Raw genomic sequence first — 20,357 nt, 5'->3', positions numbered from 1 at the left:
CATGATTAGGATGGGGGTAGTTCAAGAGGAATGGTACCCAACAAGCCTTTACGAAAATCCGTTAAAAGATGCCTAGCGGTTCGCTCTACATCGCCTTTGTAACGATGCTCCGCTAGGGCGTGTAAATATCCTTCTCCTGTGTGAAGTGCGGGGTCGAGGTTATAACGAGAATATAAGGGTGCGCGGGGTAGTAATTCACCTGCTGTTTCTTGGAGATTATTCACTAAATCTACGAAAGCCGATGCCACTAGTTGGTTATCATAAGATGCTTGCCCAATATCATCACAAATGGCTAATTTTACTGCGGCTTCTTGATTTCCCATCTTTAAAGGGATGACACCAGGCGCATCCAGTAATTCCAATTGTTCGGAAATTCTCACCCACCGCAGAGAACGAGTTACCCCCGGACGGGCGGCACTTTCCACTACGCGCTTGCCTAAAAGACGGTTAATTAAAGCTGATTTACCTACGTTGGGAAAACCAATAACCACAGCGCGAACTGGACGAGGTAACATTCCGCGATCGCGTCTTCTTTGATTGAGTTCTACACCAGCTGCTTGGGCGGCTTTAGCAATTGCTACTACGCCTTGTCCTTGTTTGGCGTTGGTAGAATAGGCTACTTCACCCTGACTTTTAAACCAATCTACCCAGAGCGATCGCACTTGGGGCGAAATCATATCTAATCGGTTTAATACCAACACTCGCGCCTTATTTCCCACCCATTCATTGATTTGGGGGTGATGTGTCGCCAAGGGAATCCGCGCATCTCGTACTTCTAGTACCACATCTACCCGGTTTAGCTGTTCTTTGAGATTTTTTTCCGCCTTGGCAATATGTCCTGGATACCATTGGATCAGGTTTAATTTATAATTTTGCGTTAAAGACATAATGAATTACCAATAGCTATTTATTCATTATCGCCTTTGGCAGCATCAATTACTGTGAAGTAGGGAGTGGGGAAAGAATTTTCTGTAGCTCAGATTTACTTATCCCCAATAAAGTTAACTTTCTATTTCTCTGATTTTTCTCCTTCTTTGCGCTCTTTGTGTCCTTTGCGGTTTGTTCCTCTAATTCTTCAGAGCGCACACAAGAATAAATTCTAATCATCTTGCTTAAAATAATTATCCAGAAAATTCAGAGCATGATTACGCAGTTCAAAATATTCTTTTGAGTTTCGCATAGCGGCGCGATCGCGTGGATGTTCAAAAGGAACTTCTAATATTTCCCCAATTTTTGCTGATGGGCCATTAGTCATTAACACGATGCGATCTGACATATAAATGGCTTCATCGACATCGTGGGTAATCATCATCACAGCTTGGCGATGATTTTCCCAAATATCTAATACCTGTCGTTGTAATTTACCTCTAGTTAGTGCATCTAACGCCCCAAAAGGTTCATCCATTAATAACATTTTGGGACGAGTTGCCAAAGCTCTAGCAATACCTACTCTTTGTTTCATTCCCCCAGAAATTTCGTCAGGATATTTATCTGCTGCTGCTGTTAGGTTTACCATTGCTAAATGTTCATTAACAATGCTGATTTTTTCCGCCCGATTAGCATTTTTGAGGACTTCATCTACAGCAATACGGATATTTTCGCGGACAGTTAACCAAGGTAATAATGAGTAGTTTTGAAATACCATCATTCTTTCGGCTCCTGGCTTTTGAATTTCTTTGCCGTCTAGCTTGACTGAGCCAGAAGATAATTTGTCTAAGCCAGCTACTATTTTTAATAGAGTTGATTTACCACAACCAGAGTGACCAATTACAGAAATATATTCGTCTTCGCCAATGGTGAGATTTACGCCATCTAAGACGACAAAATTACCTTTGTCTGGTGTGGGATAAGCCTTGACTAAGTTTTCAATTTCTAAAAAATTAGGGCGGGACATAACTTGGTGTCCATTATTTACGACTAATGGGATATCTTTCATGATGAAAATCTCCTAAACTTTTATATTGACGATTTAAGACATAAAAAAACGAGTGGGAGCATTAGCCCTAATAGCAAATTGATTCAGATATCCTACTGGGTCACTAGGGTCAAAACCTATTTTGTCAATAAAGACTTCTGGCGGTTCAACTTTATAATTCTCTTGGGGACATTCAATACCCATTTCTGTTGCTATTTCTCGATATAAATCTGTTCGCCAACCGCGTTGCACTATTTCTTCAGCATTTTTAGGAAACTCCGAAATTTGTCCCCAACGTGCAGCTTGAGTCATTAACCAAATACTTTGGGATTGCCACAAAAATGTGGAATGATTACCTGCATATTGAGGCAGGTTTTTAGGAATATCAAAAAAAATTGTGCCATCAGCTGATTTAATGGTGCGGTCTTGGTTATCAAATCCACCGTAGTTGTAATTGCCAATAATTCCTGGACTGGTTAATTGAGCGATGGGTGCATTGGGATTTCTGGGTCTAGCACCTGTAAAGGAACGGTCTGTAATGAGTTCGGCTACTTCCTGACGATTTTCTGGTTTGCTGCAATATTGGCAGGCTTCTATCATTGCCTTAACTAAGGAACGGTAGGTTTTGGGATAATCATTAATGAAAGATTCCATGACTCCCAATAATCGGTCTGGATGTCCTAACCAGATTTCTTTACCTTGGGCGAAGGTGAAGCCAATACCTTCGTTACCTGTGATGGCTCTGGTGTTCCACGGTTCAGCTACCATGTAGGCTTGCATAGCCCCAATTCGCACATTCGTCACCATTTGGGGAGGTGCCACAATAATGACGCGAAACTCTTGTAATGGGTTAACGCCTGCGGCTGCGGATAAGTAACGAATAAAGTATTCGTAAATGGCAGAACTCAAGACTACGGCCCAGACTTTGCGTTCTGTGGGTTGCTTGGCAAAGTAGTTGCGAAAATCGCGCCCAAAGGCTTCTAATGCACCATCGCTATATTGTTTTTGATATTCAAACCACGGACGTAGCCCAAAGTCCCACATAGCTTTGTTCATAGTCATGGCGTTACCGTGACGGTGAATGGTCATAGCTGCACATAAGGGGGCGTGACGTGCGCCTTCAGCACCAATTCTGGCGTTAGTCACAGCACCAGACACCACAGGGGAAGCATCTAAACGACCAAAAATTAATCCATCGCGGGATGTCGCCCAACTCGCTTCGCGGTTAAGTGTGACGTTCAAACCATATTTACGGAAGAAACCTTTTTTCCAGGCGATCGCAAATGGCGCACAATCATTAACAGGGACATAACCAACGGTAATATCAGGTTTTTCTAAATCTTGAGATTTGACGACTGGTTCCACCTCTAAGGCTTCTGCACTCAGTCTTCCAGCACCAGTATTTCCAGTAATGCCACAGGATGACAGCGCTAACCCAGTTGTTGTTAATCCTATGCCTTTAATAAAGTCACGGCGATTCCAATGATGATCACCCATTTCTTTGGCTCCAGTGGTAATCAATGATTTTTCGGCAAATTCAGGCTAAGACGCAGAATGACATTGCGTCTTGCTAGGTTTTAATGAGTAAAATTTTGTTAGTTAGAAGCTTTAGGCCTGTGGGTTACAAATTCTTCGATTTTGCCCACTGCATAATCTAAAACTAATCCAGTTACACCAATTACCAGTACGGCTAAAAAGACTGAGCTGAGATTTAAACGACTCCATTCATCCCACACAAAAAAGCCAATACCCACACCACCAGTGAGCATTTCTACAGCAACAATAACTAGCCAAGCAATCCCTAAACTAATGCGTAATCCTGTAAAAATATAGGGCAAACTTGCAGGCCAAATAATTTTTGTAATTCTCCTCCAACGTGGCATTTCTAATACCCGCGCCACATCTAGATAATCTTTGGAAACACTGGCAACACCTAAGGCAGTATTAATAATTGTGGGCCATAAAGAAGTAATGAAAATTACAAAAATTGCTGAAGGATCTGCCAAATTAAAGATAGCTAAGGCAATAGGCAACCAAGCCAAAGGTGATACGGGTTTGAAAATTTGAATGATGGGATTAAACGCTAACATGGCCGATCTAGACATACCAATGAGGAATCCCAAAGGAATCGCCACGATCGCGCCTAATAAAAAACCAATTAATACCCGTCTTAGACTAGCTATCAACAACCAGCCAATTCCTAAATTACCAGGGCCTCGTTGATAAAATGGATTTAATATGTAATCAAGATTAGCGATAAAGGCTTCCGGTGGAGTGGGCATTAATTCATGATTGAGCAGTGCCACAATCCACCACAGGGCAATAACGCCTAAAAACCCCAAGGTAGGTAGGATAAAAACATCTCGCGCAACTACAGGCTTGGCTTTTTTCCAAGCAGTCTGCCCTGCGATCGCAATAATCGCAGCTAAATTTAATTGTAATAACATTACTGACCTCAACAGAACTCAGTGCGGGTACAAAAAACCGAGCAGTACCAGCCTCGGACACTGATGAGATCAAAACATTATCAAAATGCTGTCTCTTCAGTCTCCTCTCAATGCCTACGAAGTTAGCTGACGGGCTAGGGCTGAGAGATGCCCCTCTCTAGTCGATTTGGGATTTTTAGATTGAGAAGTCGGGAGCAATGTTTCCCTTTTAAGCTTCAAATCTTAATCAATAATCGATTTTGAGATACGCCCCATAATTTGGTTCCTCCGCTCCAGCGTTATGAGCTATCACTCGCTGGATTAGGCTGACTTACTCAAGCTTATATTGAATTATACATTAACATTTTGATTTGGCAAGAACAATCTAAATTAAAGTAAATGAAGTTCTAACAAAGGAATATATTGTTCATCATCTATTCCTTTAGATAGATAATTGGTGCTGATAGAAATCGACCTTGAAGATAATCGCGGCGCTGATATTGTTAAGGATTTAGGGTGACAAGATTACATAATATTTCTCTATCTTTTAGATGATATTATTTCTAGACTGTCTGCATTGACAGATTTGGTATTTGTCATATTACCTTTGAAGATGGCGAATTACCTTGATGTAAAATTATCCGATTGCCATCGGGGTCATATGCATAAATTTCTCTACCGTGGGAGGCAATGGAAATTTTTCCTGGGGGTGGATAACCTAAATTTGTTATGTGAGCGATCGCATCTTCTAAGTTACTCACTTCTAAACATAAACTGATTGTACTTTTTGCTGAGTTAGCAAATTCAGATGCGTGTGTTTTTTTAGGTTGGAAAATACCCAATCGCATACCAGGAATGTGAAACTCTGCATAAACATTGGGAATGTAAATAACAGGTTTTTTACTGAGTAAATCTATATAAAAATTTACTACGTCATCAAAATTTAATGATGCTATGGTAACAAGTGCTTCTGTATATTTAAAAGCCATGAATCTGAAACTCGAATAGCGATCACAGTTTATCTGAAAATTCTAGGTGTGATCACCCACGTGATCCACTATATAACTGATAATTCCCTGGCGGCGGCCAGTGCGATCGCCTGTGGTAAAATTCGATGTTCTTGAATTTGAATTCTGGCGTGGAGTGTTTCTAGGGTGTCGTCTGGTAATACTGGTACAGCAGCTTGAATTAAGATTGGGCCACTATCTACTTCTAAACAAACTAGATGTACTGTACAGCCAGTAATCTTGACTTTCGCAGCTAGGGCTTGTTCTACGGCATTAATGCCCTTGAAACTTGGTAATAAACTCGGATGGATGTTAATTATTTTTTCGGGAAAAGCATCAATTAACACTGGTGTGACAAGACGCATCCAACCGGCCATAATCACCCATTCAACATCATATTGTCTCAATGTCTTGACAATTTCTGTGTCAAAACTTTCCCGGCTACTGTAGTCCCGGTGATTTAACAATACAGCTTCCACGCCCCAATTAGCTGCCCTGACTGGTGCTTTCGCCGAAGGATTATTATAAATTAAAACTTGAATTTGAGCATTGAGTTGCTGATCTGCGATCGCTTGGGCAATAGCTGCAAAATTACTACCACTACCAGAAGCCATTATTCCCAGTTTCAGAGGAGTGCTGGCAGAAATTTGGTCATGATTAACGCTGGGAGCAACCAAGCTAACGGTAGAATCAGGGCGGAGGTTCATAGCAAAGAGGAAAAATTATAGATGCCAAAAACATATACTAAGTCTTGGTTGGATAATGATACACTTGCCGCTTGGACTTTTTTGTCCCCCGCGCTGATTTTATTGGGTATTTTCATCATCTGGCCCATCGCTTATTTGTTTTATCTGAGTTTTACTGCTGGAAGTTTCACCTCTACAGGTACTACATGGATAGGTTTGAGAAATTACTGGCGCTTGTTTCTCACTCCTGATTTTTGGCAAGTTTTATGGAACACGATTTATTTTACTGTTGCCACCGTTATTCCCAGTTTAGTGATTCCTTTGGCGTTAGCGGTACTACTAGATAAATCTTTAGCCCTGCGGGGAGTGCTGCGGAGTGCCTATTTTTTACCTTCCATTATCTCCTTAGTTGCAGCTGGTTTAGGTTTTCGCTGGCTATTTCAAAATACTGGCCCTGTCAACGCGTTTTTAAATGTATTTGGTATTTCCCCCATTCCCTGGTTAGGAAGTACAGTTTGGGCTATGCCGGTGTTAATTATCTTGAGTATTTGGAAACAACTAGGTTTCAATATGGTGGTATTTTTAGCAGGATTGCAAGCCATTCCTCCCAGTCGCTACGAAGCCGCAGAACTAGATGGTGCTAATGCTTGGCAGCAATTTTGGCATGTGACCTTACCCGGATTACAACCCACTGTCATCTTTGCTACTATTACCACAGCAATTTTTACACTCCGCAGCTTTGAGCAAGTTTATGTAATTACAGGTGGTGGCCCCCTAAATTCTACCAACCTGCTGGTTTACTACATTTATCAAGAAGCCTTTGCTCAATTTGATTTTGGTTATGCAGCAGCCGCCGCCACAGTACTGTTAGCAGTTACCTTAGTTTTGGTGTATTTTCAATTACAAACCTGGGGCGATGAATAGGACAGGGGGACATGGGGACATGGGGACATGGGGACATGGGGACATGGGGACATGGGCAAGAAACTGTCTAGTACAATTCGGCGTAAATAAACAGACCAGTTGAAATCAATGAAAAGCCTAGAAAATAAGCTTTTTGACTTTTGACCCTTCTCCTTCGGAGACGCTAACGCGAACGACTAAGCTCAGGGTAAACTTTTGACTTTTGACTTTTGACTTCCGCCTTGCGGTACTAGTTTCTAGCCTCTAAACTCACAACCTTTTTCCCAGCTAATCTAACGACGGCTGCAACTAATTCAGTGGGTTCGGCTGGTTTGGTGACGTGCATCTGAAAACCGGCTGATAATGCCTGTTCTTGGTTATATTCTCCTGCATAAGCGGTAAGAGCGATCGCGGGGATTTTTCCGCCTGTTTCTGGTGTCCAAGTTCTCACTTGGCGCATCAACATATAGCCGTCTATGTCTGGCATTCCAATATCACTCAGTAGCACATCTGCTTTTGATGCTGGCAGGGTTTCTAGTGCATCAATGGCTGATGAGACTGAAATCACTTCTGCGCCTTCTTCTTCGAGGACAAAGCTAATAAAGTCACGCGAGTCAAGGTCATCATCTACAACTAGGATTTTGATGCCCTGAAGATTACCTATGTTGGAGTCCATTGTTTCTTCTTCCTGGTTCTCTACTGTGGTCAATTGTGTAGACAAAACTGGTAACTGGACTGTAAAAGTTGCTCCTTTTCCTTCACCTGGACTATCCGCGCCGACTGTACCGCCGTGGAGTTCTACTAACTGTCGCACAATTGCTAGCCCCAGCCCTAACCCGCCGAATTTTCGGGTGGTGGCGCTATCTGCTTGACGGAAGTAATCAAATACATAACTCAAAAAAGGAGGGTCTATTCCTTTACCTGTATCAATGACTTGAATTTGAATGTGAGAATCAATTTGTTCTAAGCAAACTTGTACTTGTCCTCCTGGGGGAGTGAATTTAACGGCGTTGGAAAGGAGATTCCAGACCACTTGTTGCAAGCGGTTGGGGTCACCCATGACTAGAACTGGAGCATCGGTATGAGGCTGAAACTTTAATTTGATGGATTTTGCTTTGGCTGCTAAATGGACTGTTTCCATTGCTGCGGTAATCGTCGTTGCCAGATTGACTTTATCCACATTGAGCGTCAACTTGCCTTGCAAAATCCGCGAGACATCTAGTAAATCTTCAATTAATTGTGCTTGTAACCTAGCATTGCGCTCGATTGTGGCTAAGGCTGCTGTGGTTTTTGATTCATCAAATTTACGACTTTGCAGTAGCTTAGACCAACCCAAAATCGGATTCAGGGGGGAGCGCAATTCGTGGGAAAGGACAGCCAAAAACTCATCTTTAATGCAGTTGGCTTCTTCTGCTTGGGCGCGTGCTTGTTGTTCGGCTTCATATAACCTGGTGTTTTCAATGGCGATGGATGCCATTTGTGCTAATTGCACGATAATGGCTTCGTCTTCTTTGGTAAATTCGTCTTCATATTTATCGGATAACTGAATTAGTCCGATGCTATGACCATCTCTGCCAATGAGGGGAGTAGCTAACCATCCCCGCAGCGGTGGGTATTTGTCTATTTGCTGACCAAACTGCTGCCATTGGGGATGAGATGTGAGTTCTGCTTGAGATAGGCGTATAGGCCCATTTGTTTGATGAATACTGGGTTCAATGCCTAAGCTATCTAATTGTTGACATTGATCTCGCCAGGCAGCATATTTATCGGACAGTGAAGTTGCATTCATGGCTTGTTCATCATCATCATCAATTATCACGCTGGTGACTGATTGATGTGCGCCAATAATTTCGCGGGCTTGCTCAGTAATTAAACGTAATACTTCTTCGATGGAGAGTGCTGAATTAATCGCCACTGCCGCCTCCATCAACCCATGTAGTTGTCTGGTATATTGCCGCGATCGCATTAACATTTTCTCTTTTTCTGCCTCTGCTTGTTTGCGATGGGTAATGTCAATACAGGAACCGATATAACCGAGAAAAGTACCTTCTGATGTAAAACGCGGTACTCCCATATTTAAAATCCAACGATACTCCCCATCAGCCCGTTTCATCCGATATTCCATTCGGAATTCTTTACGGGTATTAAATGCATTAATATAAGTAGCAAAATAACGCTGTAAGTCGTCAGGATGCACCCCTTCTGTCCAACCGTGACCCATTTCTTGCTCCATTGTTCGTCCTGTAAACTCCAGCCAAGGCTGATTAAAATACCAACAAAGATTGCTGGTATCACTCATCCAAATCAAAGTAGGAGAGATATCCGCCATCTGTCGAAATCGGGCTTCACTTTCTCGTAATGCGGCTTCTACTCGTTTAGTTTCCGTAACATCTAGTACCTGTGATAATACAGAAATTAACTTGCCTGATTCGTCACATAAAGCTGAGTTATACCATTGGCAATGAAGTACAGTTCCATCTTGGGTGTAGTTACGGTTGTTGGCGATTACTTGTGTTTCACTGCAATTAAATAACCGGTCAATTACACTATTGACGACCTCTACATCTTCCACAAAGACAAATTGCCAATCATTTACCTGTTTACCGAGGACTTCCTCAGCGGGCCAGCCAAAAATACGTTCAGCTTCCTTTGACCAGCGAGATACGCGAAATTCATGATCCCACTCGATTACCGCCAAAGGAGAGTTTTCTACATGGAAAGTTAGTCTTTGCAGAACATCCCGCAATGATTTTTGTGTTTGTTGGCGCTCAGTTAAATCCATCACAAAACACACACAAGTTGGTGGAGACTGCTCTAAAATTGCCCCACCAATCAAAATCGTGATCCGACTCCCATCCTTACGGATATATTGCTTTTCAAAAGGTGTAAAGCTTCCAACTGTGACAAGTTCTTGTAATGCCTTTTCGTCTAGATGGTGAAACTCAGGAGGTGTAATTTGTAGACAATAAATTTCCCCTGCTAGCAAATCTTTACGGGTATAATTCACCATCTGTAAAAATATATCATTAGCCTCAATAATATTAGTGAAATCTGTTATAACGATGCCAATAATATTCGAGTCAAATAATTTTTTAAATTTAATTTCACTTGCTACTAATTGCCTCATTATTTCAGCATTAGTATTTGGCTCATTCATTTCTAATATGGGTATTTGGGTTTTATATTCTGTCCCAGAATCATTGTGAATCTGCTGGGAATTTGGTTTAGTGATATGAGAAAAAGTGTAGACAACTGCATAGGGTGAACTTTCTTCAGCTAGAAATAAAGGCTGACAGTTCATCAACAACCACTTTAATTCTGTGTTTGGTTTATCTAACCCCACAACAACATTTAAGCAGAGCTTACCTGTACCCAAAGCCAGCATCCCTGGATGGGTTAATGCGGTCAAGGGTATGCTATTTTCATCAACAAATTGCCAGCAGGCGTTAGGAGAATCCCATTCATGTATATCCTTGGCTGTGAGTCCCAAAATCAGTTCAGCGCTAGTATTACAACCTTGTATACTGCCATTTGCCAACTGAAATATCATCCCCTCTTCTACCGTAGCGGTTTTCATATTACTTTGTCGCTGGTCAGCCAAGTCATAATCACACTTTTCTTGATTTTGCATCTTGTTCGCTTTAGATGAATGCAGTGGAACTGTTTTGCCAAGAAACGGGATCTAATTCTTTATAAAAATCTTAATCCGCCGTTTTTTACCCAAATGCGGCTGATTTTAAATATTAAACATTCGCTTTCTTTTAATCTAACTTGGTAAGTAAATAAATCCTCCTATAGATAGGTGTTAATTAATAAAGTGTTCAATTTGTAGACTTAGCTTTATCGGTTCTCCTGAATATTGTGCCTGAGTAATAATTAAGTGGGTGAGATTAGGCATTAGTTTATAGACCCGATATGTTTTACATTATCAATTTTTCATGACTTATGTCAGCATTTATTGTTGACCATACTACTGTCTAGGCGGATTTTCCGCTCATGAGCAAATTTTTCGCAATTTATTCCTGAATTTTGAGCAAGATTATGGGCATTTGAGGTGTAATCTCGAAATACAGTAACTCTCACTCACAAAGACATGAATCCTGAGTCATAAATTACCCAGGACTCATAAAAACTAAATCTTTGTGATTATTATCAATTGAGGTGAATATCATGAGAAATTATGCTGACAACCAAGAATTAATATTGGATCAAATCAAAGATAAAGCTTGTCAGCGTAGAGATTTTAGTGGCTGTGATTTAAGCGGAATTGATTTGCGATCAGTTGATTTTAGCGGTTTTAACTTGATGGGTGCAGATTTTCATGGGGCCAATTTATCTGGCTCTGATCTCACTGGGGCTAACTTAAATGGGGCAAATTTAATACAAACTACTTTGCGTGGGGCTAATTTATCTGGAGCTAATTTGTCTGAAGCTAATTTCACTAATGCTGATTTAACATCTGCTAATATCTGTTGTTCTCGCTTGTGGCGGACGCAATGCAGTCACATTAACCTTTGGGGTGCTTCTTTGTGTGATACAGATTTAACTGAAGCCAACCTGAGTGCAGCAATATTAATTGAAGCATCGTTGATTGAGGCGAATTTATTGAGAGCAAATCTGGCGGGAGCAAAATTATGTGGGGCGACACTACTAGAAGCTAATTTAACCGAAGTTAACTTAAGCGGTGCAGACTTGACATCAACAAACTTAACTAGGGCTAACTTGAGTCAGGCAAATCTTTGGGAAACTAAAATAATTTATGCGAAACTACGAGACACTATCATGCCTGATGGTACGATTTGTGATCCTCAGATAGTCATTTGGGATTAAAACTCACGTCGCCAGAAGATCAGATTAGCGATCGCTAGTAGCATAATGCTATAAAGTAAGCCGTAGCCGACATTAGTCATGAGTGCTGTGGCATCAGGTAATGCTTGCAAACCATAAACAGCATCATTTTTCAAATCTAATCGAGATAAATCTGGCAAAATGAGATACAAGCCTTGAGTTATCCTGGCCATCATCGGGTTATTACTCAAGCGACCAAGTTGAACTAAATCTGGGGTAATATTCCCCATTAAGTAAACTGCAAATGTTAAAGTGACAGCTAATAGGGAACTTGTAAAGACACCGAAGGTAATAGCTACGGCAGTAATTAAAGATAATTGCAAGCATAAGAAAAACGTGGCAATTAATATGCTGGGAATTGAATGAGGAATATTCCCTATCTGCAAAAATATTAAATAAATGACTGTCATAGCAGCCACAAGTACACTCAACACGGCCGATAAACCCAAGAATTTGCCCACGATAATTTCGCTGCGGCTCACAGGCTTGGCAATTAACACCAAAATAGTCCGTTTATCAATTTCTTTATTAACCAGTCCTGTACCGATAAATATGGCAACAATTAAAGTCAATATATTCATTGTTGCTAGACCAAAGTCCAGAAACATTTTATCTTCAGTCGTAGCGGCAAATTCAGGGATGACACGCAGAGCCACAGCCAGTATGAGGGCATAAAAACCGATAATATACAGGATGCGATCGCGTACCATTTCCCGAAAGACGTTTTTGGCGATGACAAAAATTCTGCTTAAGTTCATTGCTTGTTAGTTGTGGCTAGGGAGTTGGGAGTTGGGAGTTGGGAGTTGGGAGTTTCTCCACCATCACTGCTGCGGTGGCGGCGCACCAGCTACCAATTTACTGACGCGATCGCATTCAACTTCTGCAACTGTATTTTTAATCTCTGCTTGAGTGGGAGTGACGATGGTACTGCTAGATGATGCAATGGGGTCAATACGACAAGATTTTTGCAAATAATACCCTTGGGGGTTAGAACTTGGCCCTGACCAAATACTCAGTAAATCTAATCTATACCCAGCTTGAGTATTAGTTATCCGCGGTTCTACACGCCATAACTCTCTTTCTTCAAACTCTGCCAAATGTATATTAATTACTTCTCTTCCCAAGTTTCCTACTTGCTGTTGTGCATCTATCAACCATTTTTCAACTTCTGACCAAGGTCTGTTGGCTAATTCTTTTTCTACAATTGGTTGCAGTTGTTCCAAAATTAAAACACCATTCTTGGGTATTTCTTGTGGTTCTTCCATGCTCCAAACAATTGTACTGCGATTAAAACTATCTGCCAGTAAACTGGGATATTGTGTAAACCAATTATCCATAACAAAATAAAATTGAATCCAGCAACTAAGTAACGTACAACTAGCTACTAAAATTATGATTTTTTCCCGAATTGCCGGTTGAGGAATTTTGGCTTTAGTTTTTTCTCCACCTTCAATAAAGTCAGGAAATGCCGTAATTAATGCAGAGATTGTGGGCCACAGCACAATACTTCTTGTTGTCATTACCCTTTCTGGATCGCGGAACAAAAAGATACTCACTAAAAAGCCAGTAATTACTGCGCCTACTGGCATAAAAGTGCCGGGAACTCTTAAAGGATCGTCAGTTGTATACCATGCGGTACCAGTTATTAAAAATAACCAACCACAAAATCCAATTATATTGCTTACATAGCCAATAGCTAAAGATGAAAGCGCCCAAGAAAATATACTCAGATAAATAAATGTCTGCCAAGAATAAGCCCTAGTGGGAATTATTAATTTTCTAATTCCTTCGTAAAGTCCTGCGGTAAAGCTGAATAACTTTAAGAGGTCTTTAAAGATTGTTACCATTATTCACACCTCCAATTCATAAATTTATGAGTATTTTTTCAGATTAAGTAGCAGTTAAACAGTTTTTCTACCCAATAGCAAAATAATAGTAATAGCACTGTAGCTGAGTGAATTGGCTATTAATACAGTGGTAACTAAATTTGAATTTTGTAATCTCACAGTGCTGGCACGTCGCCATTTTAAACGATTAGAAGTTGGTAATTTTTCTTGTTTAATAACAAATGTTTCTCTTAAGGAAACCACAAAAATTCTTAAAAGAAAAAATTTCATTAAAAAGGTAACAAAAAACATAATAAAAGCTGTAAAAATCATAATAGCTTGTGAACTATCACGCCGGAAGTTATTAAAAACCATGTAACCAATTAATTCTGATTTTAAATTTATAGGCAACATTGGTTCTATAAAGAAAAATATAATCCAACCAATAGTGCTAGAAAAAAGATTTATAGAGATGGCATAAAACATACTCGTTTTTTTGTCGAATTGTAGCCGCTTATTCAATACATATGCCTCTATAGGAATAGCAGTCAGTAAAAATAAAAATTCAAACAATATGGCCCCAAGAGGCCAAATGCTGGGAATAGTGAAATTTTCAAGTCCAAACATAAAATGTCAAGAGTCGGGGTTAATGTTAGAAAGTATAACTGGGATTACATCTTGGTGTGCCAGTATACACCTATTTATTGGGGAGTAGGGGGATGGAGTTAAGTTTTCGACCAATGATATTTTTTCTGGCTGATATGACAAAAGGTTCTGTAAAATTAAAGACTGCCACATTACAGCTTTTCAAGAAATGACAAGGAACGGCATCGGTATTCGCACGGCGCAAGTGCGTCCTGAACGGCTCACTGGTCAAATTCACGTCTATGATGGTGTGGGTAAAGGTAAGTCCCAAGCGGCTTTAGGGGTTGTTTTGCGCTCAATTGGCTTGGGAATAAATACACCGAGCGATTCCAACCGGGTTTTACTACTGCGGTTCTTAAAAGGGCCAGAACGGGATTATGACGAAGATGGGGCGATCGCCGCTTTACAGCGTGGGTTCCCTCATTTAATTGACCAGGTACGTACTGGGAGAGCGGAATTTTTTGGGCCGGAGGAAATTACCTCTTTTGACGAAGATGAAGCCTCACGGGGTTGGGATGTAGCTAAAGGCGCTATCGCCTCTGGATTATATTCAGTTGTGGTTTTAGATGAAATTAATCCGGTTTTGGATTTAGGTTTGTTACCCGTGGATGAAGTGGTACGGACATTAAAAGCTAAACCCCAGGAATTAGAAATCATTGCTACTGGACGTGCTGCACCGCCAGAATTACTGGATATTGCGGATTTGCACTCGGAAATGAAACCTCAAGACCACCCTACGGCCAAAGCTCTCTTCTTAGAGGGTATAGAAATTTACACTGGTGCAGGTAAAGGTAAGTCCACCAGTGCTTTAGGTAAAGCTTTGCAAGCTATCGGGAGGGGAATCAATCATCCAGGTTCTACCCGCGTGTTGATTATGCAATGGCTCAAAGGTGGTAGTGGTTATACAGAAGATGCAGCGATCGCAGCCCTGCAACAATCATATCCAGAGGTTGTAGATCATCAACGCTGTGGTCGTGATGCCATCGTTTGGCGCAATTCCCGACAAGAACTAGACTATATAGAAGCCGAAAGAGGTTGGGAGATTGCCAAAACTGCGATCGCCTCTGGATTGTACAAAACCATTATCCTGGATGAACTCAATCCCACAGTTGACCTAGAACTACTTCCCGTGGAACCCATAGTTCAAGCTTTACTGCGTAAACCCCGCGATACCGAAGTCATTATTACTGGACGTTGCCAACAACAACCAGCCTACTTTGATTTAGCTAGCGTTCACTCTGAGGTATACTGCCACAAACACTATGCCAATCAAGGTGTAGAACTTAAACGTGGCGTTGATTTTTAAGCCTTAAAGTGCTGACTACAAATTTTCATTTATCATGGACAACAACAATTTACTCGACTTGATCACAGGAGGACTAGCGATCGCTATTCTACTAGGCGGTATGTTGATGATGTTTACTACTGTCTTCACTACCAAAAAGGGAAGGAAATAGGAATTGGGGATAGGGAAGTAATTTTATTCTTGTCCCCTTGTCCCCCTTGTCCCCTTGTCCCCTTGTCCCCTTCCTTGTCCCTACTCCACTCTTGCAGGAACACCAGGAACTATCGGTGTTGGTGGTAATGGCTGCTGTCTTTCTAAATATTTACTTAATACGTAAGCCATATCCCCACGGGTCATGGGTCGTAATGGGGAAATATTGTTTTGGCTATCTGTGTTGATAAAACCTTCGGCAATTACTGTAGCGATCGCTCTTCTAGCCCATGTGGGAATTGATGCTGCATCGGGATGGGATTCAAGTATTTCACTTACTGTGTCATCACCAAACTGAAATACACCATAAGCTTGGGCAAAAATAGCCAAACCTTCTGCCCTAGTTACTCTTTGATTTGGGAAAAATAAATTTCCCCGGTAGCCTCTCATAATATCAGTTTTGAGAACTGTCTGAATATCATTAAATGCCCAATGGGAGGGAGGAACATCTGGTACAGATCTCGTCTCTCCTTGTTTCACGGCATCTCGTTTATCTAAGTTAAATGCCTTCACCATAATGGCGGCTAATTCTGCCCGATTAATCATCCTTTCTGGATAAAAGTTGCCATCAGGTGAATTTGTCATTAAGTTGGCTGTAATTACCTGTTGAATTGCAGTTGATTCTATTTGATTATTAGGCTCTAGCGCTCTGGCTTGAGGCATTAGGGAGACACTTTGGAGAAGTGCTAGCAAAGAAAGAGTACTTAATAATTGCCGCATAAATATTACCACTTTCAATTTGTTAATTTGTATTTACCAGAGTTCTGTTGTTACCTAATATGATGAGACAATTGCATATCAAGTTTGTTTTTGATGACGCATTTATTGAAAATAAAGTTGCCAGCTATACCTCTAAAAATATAGTAATTTAAATAATTTTTTAGCATCTGACAAATGCATCCGTGCTATTAATCAGTAACACTTCACTCTTTAGCACCTAGCCCTGGCAATTATAAAAGCAGCCCAAGGCACACTGGGCGCTAAACGTAGCTATGCCCACAAGGGGTTAATTCCCCGACTTGTACTAGTAGTTTGCCCAAAAAATTTTCCTGAGTTTGTAGTGAGGGCTGAAGCCCTCAAGCCAAGGACTAAAGTCCTGACTACGAACTTATTTACTCAGCCAAGTTAACTTGGTGTCACCTTCAGCCCATAATTACCCTTGTGGCAATACAAGCCCTGTAACCCCCTTGGAGAAACAGTTAGGCAGTCAATGTATGAATGACATTGTTGCAAAGCTTAAACAAAATATTATGAGAACTTTCGCTTGATCGGCAAATAGAAAGACTACAATCAAAACGGACAAATTAGCCCTGTAGCAAAGGAGGCTTACAAAGCTATGTCCGATTTAAATCGAGGAATTATGAAATTTAAGGGGGCAGATTCCCCCAAACTAGTCACCATTTCCACCGTTCTGCTCTTGGGATCGATTGCTGCCTTGATTGTTTGGGCGCTGCAAGCTGCCTATGCGCTAAACTAGGTAACTAGCAGCTTCAGAATTAGCGGCTGAGGGGGACACTTGCAAATACGGTTTCTGCCGCAGTCAAGTGTCCATTAAGCAACTAACATAAAAGTTCCCTAACTACCATCAAAAAATTTCAGAGAAACTTTAGAATTTGAGATTTGAGGTTTTAGATGGAATATATATCTAAAATCCAAAATCCACAATGATTGAACTTTGGGGTGCCTTAGTTATTTTAATTGCCTGCCCCCTCTTGGGCGGTTTACCAGTGATTGCTTGGATTACCTATGCTTTCAAGGGTCGGCAATTATCACGAATCGGCACGAAAAACATCAGCGTTTCAGCCGCTTTTTACCACGGCGGTACATTAGTAGGACTTTTGGCAGTTTTGTCAGAGGCCCTCAAAGGCATCGGGGCAGTTTTGCTGTCTCGTGTGTTTTTTCCTGACGGCTCATCTTGGGAATTAGTAGCTCTAATTGCCTTAGTATTGGGTAGATACTGGATGGGTAAAGGCGCAGGCACTACGAATGTCGTTTGGGGATTTCTTGCACATGATCCCCTAGTGACCGTATTTACCAGTTTGTTGGCAATCATCAGCTTTACACTTCTACGTTCCAGAAAACTGGTCAAAGTAGGAGTTTTATTTATTTTTCCTTTATTTGTGATCCTCTTAAATGTGGACAATTTCCCCAAAATAATTGCTGCTATTGTCTTAGCTGGGGTGTTGGGGTGGATTTATACACAAATTCCCGATGACTTGAATTTGCCAGTGGGAGAGGCCGAATCAGATTCCCAAGCAACGTTGGAATATTTACGGGGTAGTCGCCCGATTCTTTCTTTAGATGATGAACTGGATGTAGCTGTTGTGGGGCAAAAAGCGGCTACACTCTCTCAAATTAAGCGTTGGGGCTACCCAGTACCCAAGGGTTGGGTGATTTCCCCAATTGATGATCCCGAAGAATTGATCGCCATTCTTCAGCCCTCAGATTTATCGCCCTTAGTGGTGCGTTCTTCAGCCATTGGGGAAGATTCCGAACACGCTTCCGCTGCTGGACAGTACCAAACAATTTTGCAAGTCACCAGCAAACAAGAATTACAAGAGGCGATCGCCCAAGTCCAAGCTTCTTACAATCATCCATCTGCTATACAATATCGACGCGATCGCGGGTTACCAGATACAGCAATGTCTGTGCTGGTGCAACAAGAAATCCAGAGTGTGTATTCTGGTGTCGCCTTCAGTCGTGATCCCATTACCCAACAAGGTGAGGCCATTGTGATTGAGGCTTTACCAGGTAGCCCCACGCAAGTTGTTTCTGGCAAAGTCACACCAGAACAATATCGCGCTTTTGTAGTAGAGACAGACGATTTTTCCTCTGTGCAAGTAGAGGGAACAGGACAAGTCCCCCAAGCATTAATTAAACAAGTAGCCTACTTAGTCCGGCGATTAGAACGACGCTATCACGGCATTCCCCAAGATATTGAGTGGAGTTACGACAGTCAAACCCTCTGGGTATTGCAAGCTAGACCCATTACGACCCTATTACCCATCTGGACAAGAAAAATTGCCGCCGAAGTGATTCCGGGTGTGATTCACCCCTTAACGTGGTCGATTAATCGCCCATTAACTTGTGGGGTTTGGGGGGATCTTTTTACTTTAGTTCTAGGCGATCGCGCTTTGGGTTTAGATTTTACTGACACTGCCACATTGCACTATTCTAGAGCTTATTTTAATGCATCTCTCTTAGGACAGATTTTTCTGCGGATGGGTTTACCACCGGAAAGTCTGGAATTTTTAACTAGAGGCGAGAAAATGAGCAAACCGCCTTTAAAGTCCACCTTCGAGAATTTACCAGGACTGACAAGGCTACTGAAGCGAGAACTGCGGTTAGAAAAGGACTTTAAACGCGACTACAGCAGAGTATTTATTCCGGGTTTGTCACAATTAGCCAATGAATCAATCGATGCCCTAGAACCATCTGAGTTACTAGCAAGAATTGATTTTATTCTGGAATTGCTCCGCAGTGGCACTTACTACAGTATTTTAGCTCCCTTAAGCGCAGCTCTTAGACAAGCTATTTTTCGGGTAAAAGATGGGCGCATCGATAACAGCGTCACCCCAGAAGTAGCGGCATTAAGGTCTTTGAGTGCATTAGCCGCAGATGCTAAACAAGTATTACCTGAATGTGATCCCGATCAAATATTTGAGCAACTGGCGCAAACACCAGAGGGAGATAAGATTCTCTACGAATTTAACGAATTGCTAGAGGATTACGGCTATTTAAGTGATGTTGGGACAAATATAGCCGTTCCCACCTGGAAAGAAGACCCCCAACCAGTCAAGCAGTTATTTGTGCAGTTGATGATCAACAAAGCCGAGACAGAAGGGGTAAATTCTCTTAACCGTGCTTTGTCCCGCAAGCGTCAACGGGGGATAGTCCAGCAACGGGTTGATATCAAAGGGCGAGTTACCGAAGTTTATTCCCGGTTATTAGCCCAATTACGCTGGCGATTTGTGGCTTTAGAACAAATTTGGTTAAAGATGGGCATCCTCAGAGAACCTGGAGATATCTTTTTTCTGGAGTTGGATGAAGTGCGGCGTTTAGTAGCCGATAGTGATGCCGAATTGCGCGATCGCTTATCTGAGATATTACAATCTAGGCGATCGCAATTTAGCCAAGATAGCCAAATCAACCAAATCCCCATTTTAGTTTACGGTAACACCACACCCCATGCCCTAGAATCCTCGGAAATCTACTCAGACCAAATATTACAAGGCATTCCCGCCAGCCACGGACAAGCTGAAGGACGGGTGAAGGTGGTACGCAATTTACAAGATTTACCAGAAATCAACCGTGACACAATTTTAGTAGTACCTTATACAGATTCCGGTTGGGCGCCTCTGTTAGTCAGGGCGGGAGGAATAATTGCCGAAGCCGGGGGACGACTTTCTCACGGTGCGATCGTGGCGCGGGAGTACGGTATTCCTGCCATCATGGATGTTCGCGGTGCTACATGGATATTGCAAGATGGTCAACGAGTCAGGATTGATGGATCTAGGGGGATTATTGAATTATCTAATGATTTGAGGCCAGAGTGAGAAGAGGCAGGGGGCAGGGAGCAGGGAGCAGGGGGGAGAATAATATAGAT

General features: G+C 41.7%; 15 protein-coding genes and 1 riboswitch. Of the genes, 4 read left to right on the top strand and 11 right to left on the bottom strand.

Annotation, left to right across the window (positions count from 1 at the left end; translation table 11 throughout):
* Nucleotides 1–5: 5 nt before the first annotated feature.
* The 6 genes from ylqF to purN form a co-directional block, all read right to left on the bottom strand.
* Nucleotides 6–887, bottom strand: coding sequence for a ribosome biogenesis GTPase YlqF (gene ylqF, locus ACM0OS_RS12010; RefSeq protein ID WP_414543415.1), 882 nt, complete (start codon nt 885–887; stop codon nt 6–8).
* 212 nt (nt 888–1,099) lie between these two features.
* Complete coding sequence (locus ACM0OS_RS12005) at nt 1,100–1,936, bottom strand: ABC transporter ATP-binding protein (protein WP_414543414.1); 837 nt, start codon at nt 1,934–1,936, stop codon at nt 1,100–1,102.
* A gap of 33 nt (nt 1,937–1,969) precedes the next feature.
* Entirely contained in the window at nt 1,970–3,412 is a 1,443-nt protein-coding gene (locus tag ACM0OS_RS12000; protein WP_414543430.1) for an ABC transporter substrate-binding protein, read from the bottom strand.
* A 98-nt stretch (nt 3,413–3,510) separates the two neighbouring features.
* Nucleotides 3,511–4,362 (bottom strand): nitrate ABC transporter permease, encoded by an 852-nt coding sequence (gene ntrB / locus ACM0OS_RS11995; RefSeq protein WP_414543413.1) that lies wholly within the window; start codon nt 4,360–4,362, stop codon nt 3,511–3,513.
* Between the two features lie 96 nt (nt 4,363–4,458).
* Nucleotides 4,459–4,679, bottom strand: a riboswitch (cyclic di-AMP (ydaO/yuaA leader).
* 258 nt (nt 4,680–4,937) lie between these two features.
* Entirely contained in the window at nt 4,938–5,330 is a 393-nt protein-coding gene (locus tag ACM0OS_RS11990; RefSeq protein WP_414543412.1) for a VOC family protein, read from the bottom strand.
* A gap of 68 nt (nt 5,331–5,398) precedes the next feature.
* Complete coding sequence (gene purN / locus ACM0OS_RS11985) at nt 5,399–6,055, bottom strand: phosphoribosylglycinamide formyltransferase (RefSeq protein ID WP_414543411.1); 657 nt, start codon at nt 6,053–6,055, stop codon at nt 5,399–5,401.
* Between the two features lie 21 nt (nt 6,056–6,076).
* Between purN and ACM0OS_RS11980 the strand changes: the two genes are divergently transcribed.
* Nucleotides 6,077–6,958, top strand: coding sequence for a carbohydrate ABC transporter permease (locus ACM0OS_RS11980; RefSeq protein ID WP_414543410.1), 882 nt, complete (start codon nt 6,077–6,079; stop codon nt 6,956–6,958).
* 229 nt (nt 6,959–7,187) lie between these two features.
* Here the strand turns inward: ACM0OS_RS11980 and ACM0OS_RS11975 are convergent, their stop codons facing one another.
* Nucleotides 7,188–10,568, bottom strand: a complete 3,381-nt coding sequence (locus ACM0OS_RS11975) for a PAS domain S-box protein (protein WP_414543409.1) — start codon at nt 10,566–10,568, stop codon at nt 7,188–7,190.
* Between the two features lie 539 nt (nt 10,569–11,107).
* Between ACM0OS_RS11975 and ACM0OS_RS11970 the strand changes: the two genes are divergently transcribed.
* On the top strand, nt 11,108–11,767 hold the full coding sequence (locus tag ACM0OS_RS11970; protein WP_414543408.1) for a pentapeptide repeat-containing protein: 660 nt from the start codon (nt 11,108–11,110) through the stop codon (nt 11,765–11,767).
* Here ACM0OS_RS11970 and ACM0OS_RS11965 read toward each other — a convergent pair.
* The 3 genes from ACM0OS_RS11965 to fraC form a co-directional block, all read right to left on the bottom strand.
* Nucleotides 11,764–12,543 (bottom strand): ABC transporter permease, encoded by a 780-nt coding sequence (locus ACM0OS_RS11965; RefSeq protein WP_414543407.1) that lies wholly within the window; start codon nt 12,541–12,543, stop codon nt 11,764–11,766. The genes ACM0OS_RS11970 and ACM0OS_RS11965 overlap by 4 nt on opposite strands.
* A gap of 63 nt (nt 12,544–12,606) precedes the next feature.
* Nucleotides 12,607–13,632 (bottom strand): septal junction protein FraD, encoded by a 1,026-nt coding sequence (gene fraD, locus ACM0OS_RS11960; RefSeq protein WP_414543406.1) that lies wholly within the window; start codon nt 13,630–13,632, stop codon nt 12,607–12,609.
* 54 nt (nt 13,633–13,686) lie between these two features.
* Complete coding sequence (fraC, locus tag ACM0OS_RS11955) at nt 13,687–14,238, bottom strand: filament integrity protein FraC (protein ID WP_414543405.1); 552 nt, start codon at nt 14,236–14,238, stop codon at nt 13,687–13,689.
* A gap of 187 nt (nt 14,239–14,425) precedes the next feature.
* Here fraC and ACM0OS_RS11950 point away from each other — a divergent pair, with 187 nt between their 5' ends.
* Nucleotides 14,426–15,562, top strand: coding sequence for a cob(I)yrinic acid a,c-diamide adenosyltransferase (locus tag ACM0OS_RS11950; RefSeq protein WP_414543404.1), 1,137 nt, complete (start codon nt 14,426–14,428; stop codon nt 15,560–15,562).
* A 231-nt stretch (nt 15,563–15,793) separates the two neighbouring features.
* On the opposite strand, the gene ACM0OS_RS11945 is transcribed toward ACM0OS_RS11950, so the two are convergent.
* Nucleotides 15,794–16,471: an S-layer homology domain-containing protein gene (locus ACM0OS_RS11945; protein WP_414543403.1), complete on the bottom strand. Its 678-nt coding sequence runs from the start codon at nt 16,469–16,471 to the stop codon at nt 15,794–15,796.
* Between the two features lie 944 nt (nt 16,472–17,415).
* On the opposite strand from ACM0OS_RS11945, the gene ACM0OS_RS11940 reads away from it, so the two are divergent.
* Entirely contained in the window at nt 17,416–20,307 is a 2,892-nt protein-coding gene (locus ACM0OS_RS11940) for a glycerol-3-phosphate acyltransferase (protein WP_414543402.1), read from the top strand.
* Nucleotides 20,308–20,357 lie beyond the last annotated feature (50 nt).

This window comes from Nostoc sp. CCY0012, from assembly GCF_963920855.1.
GTDB lineage: Bacteria > Cyanobacteriota > Cyanobacteriia > Cyanobacteriales > Nostocaceae > Cyanocohniella.
The sequence above is the reverse complement of the archived record's forward strand: the minus strand, read 5'-3'. Positions and strand labels throughout refer to the sequence as shown.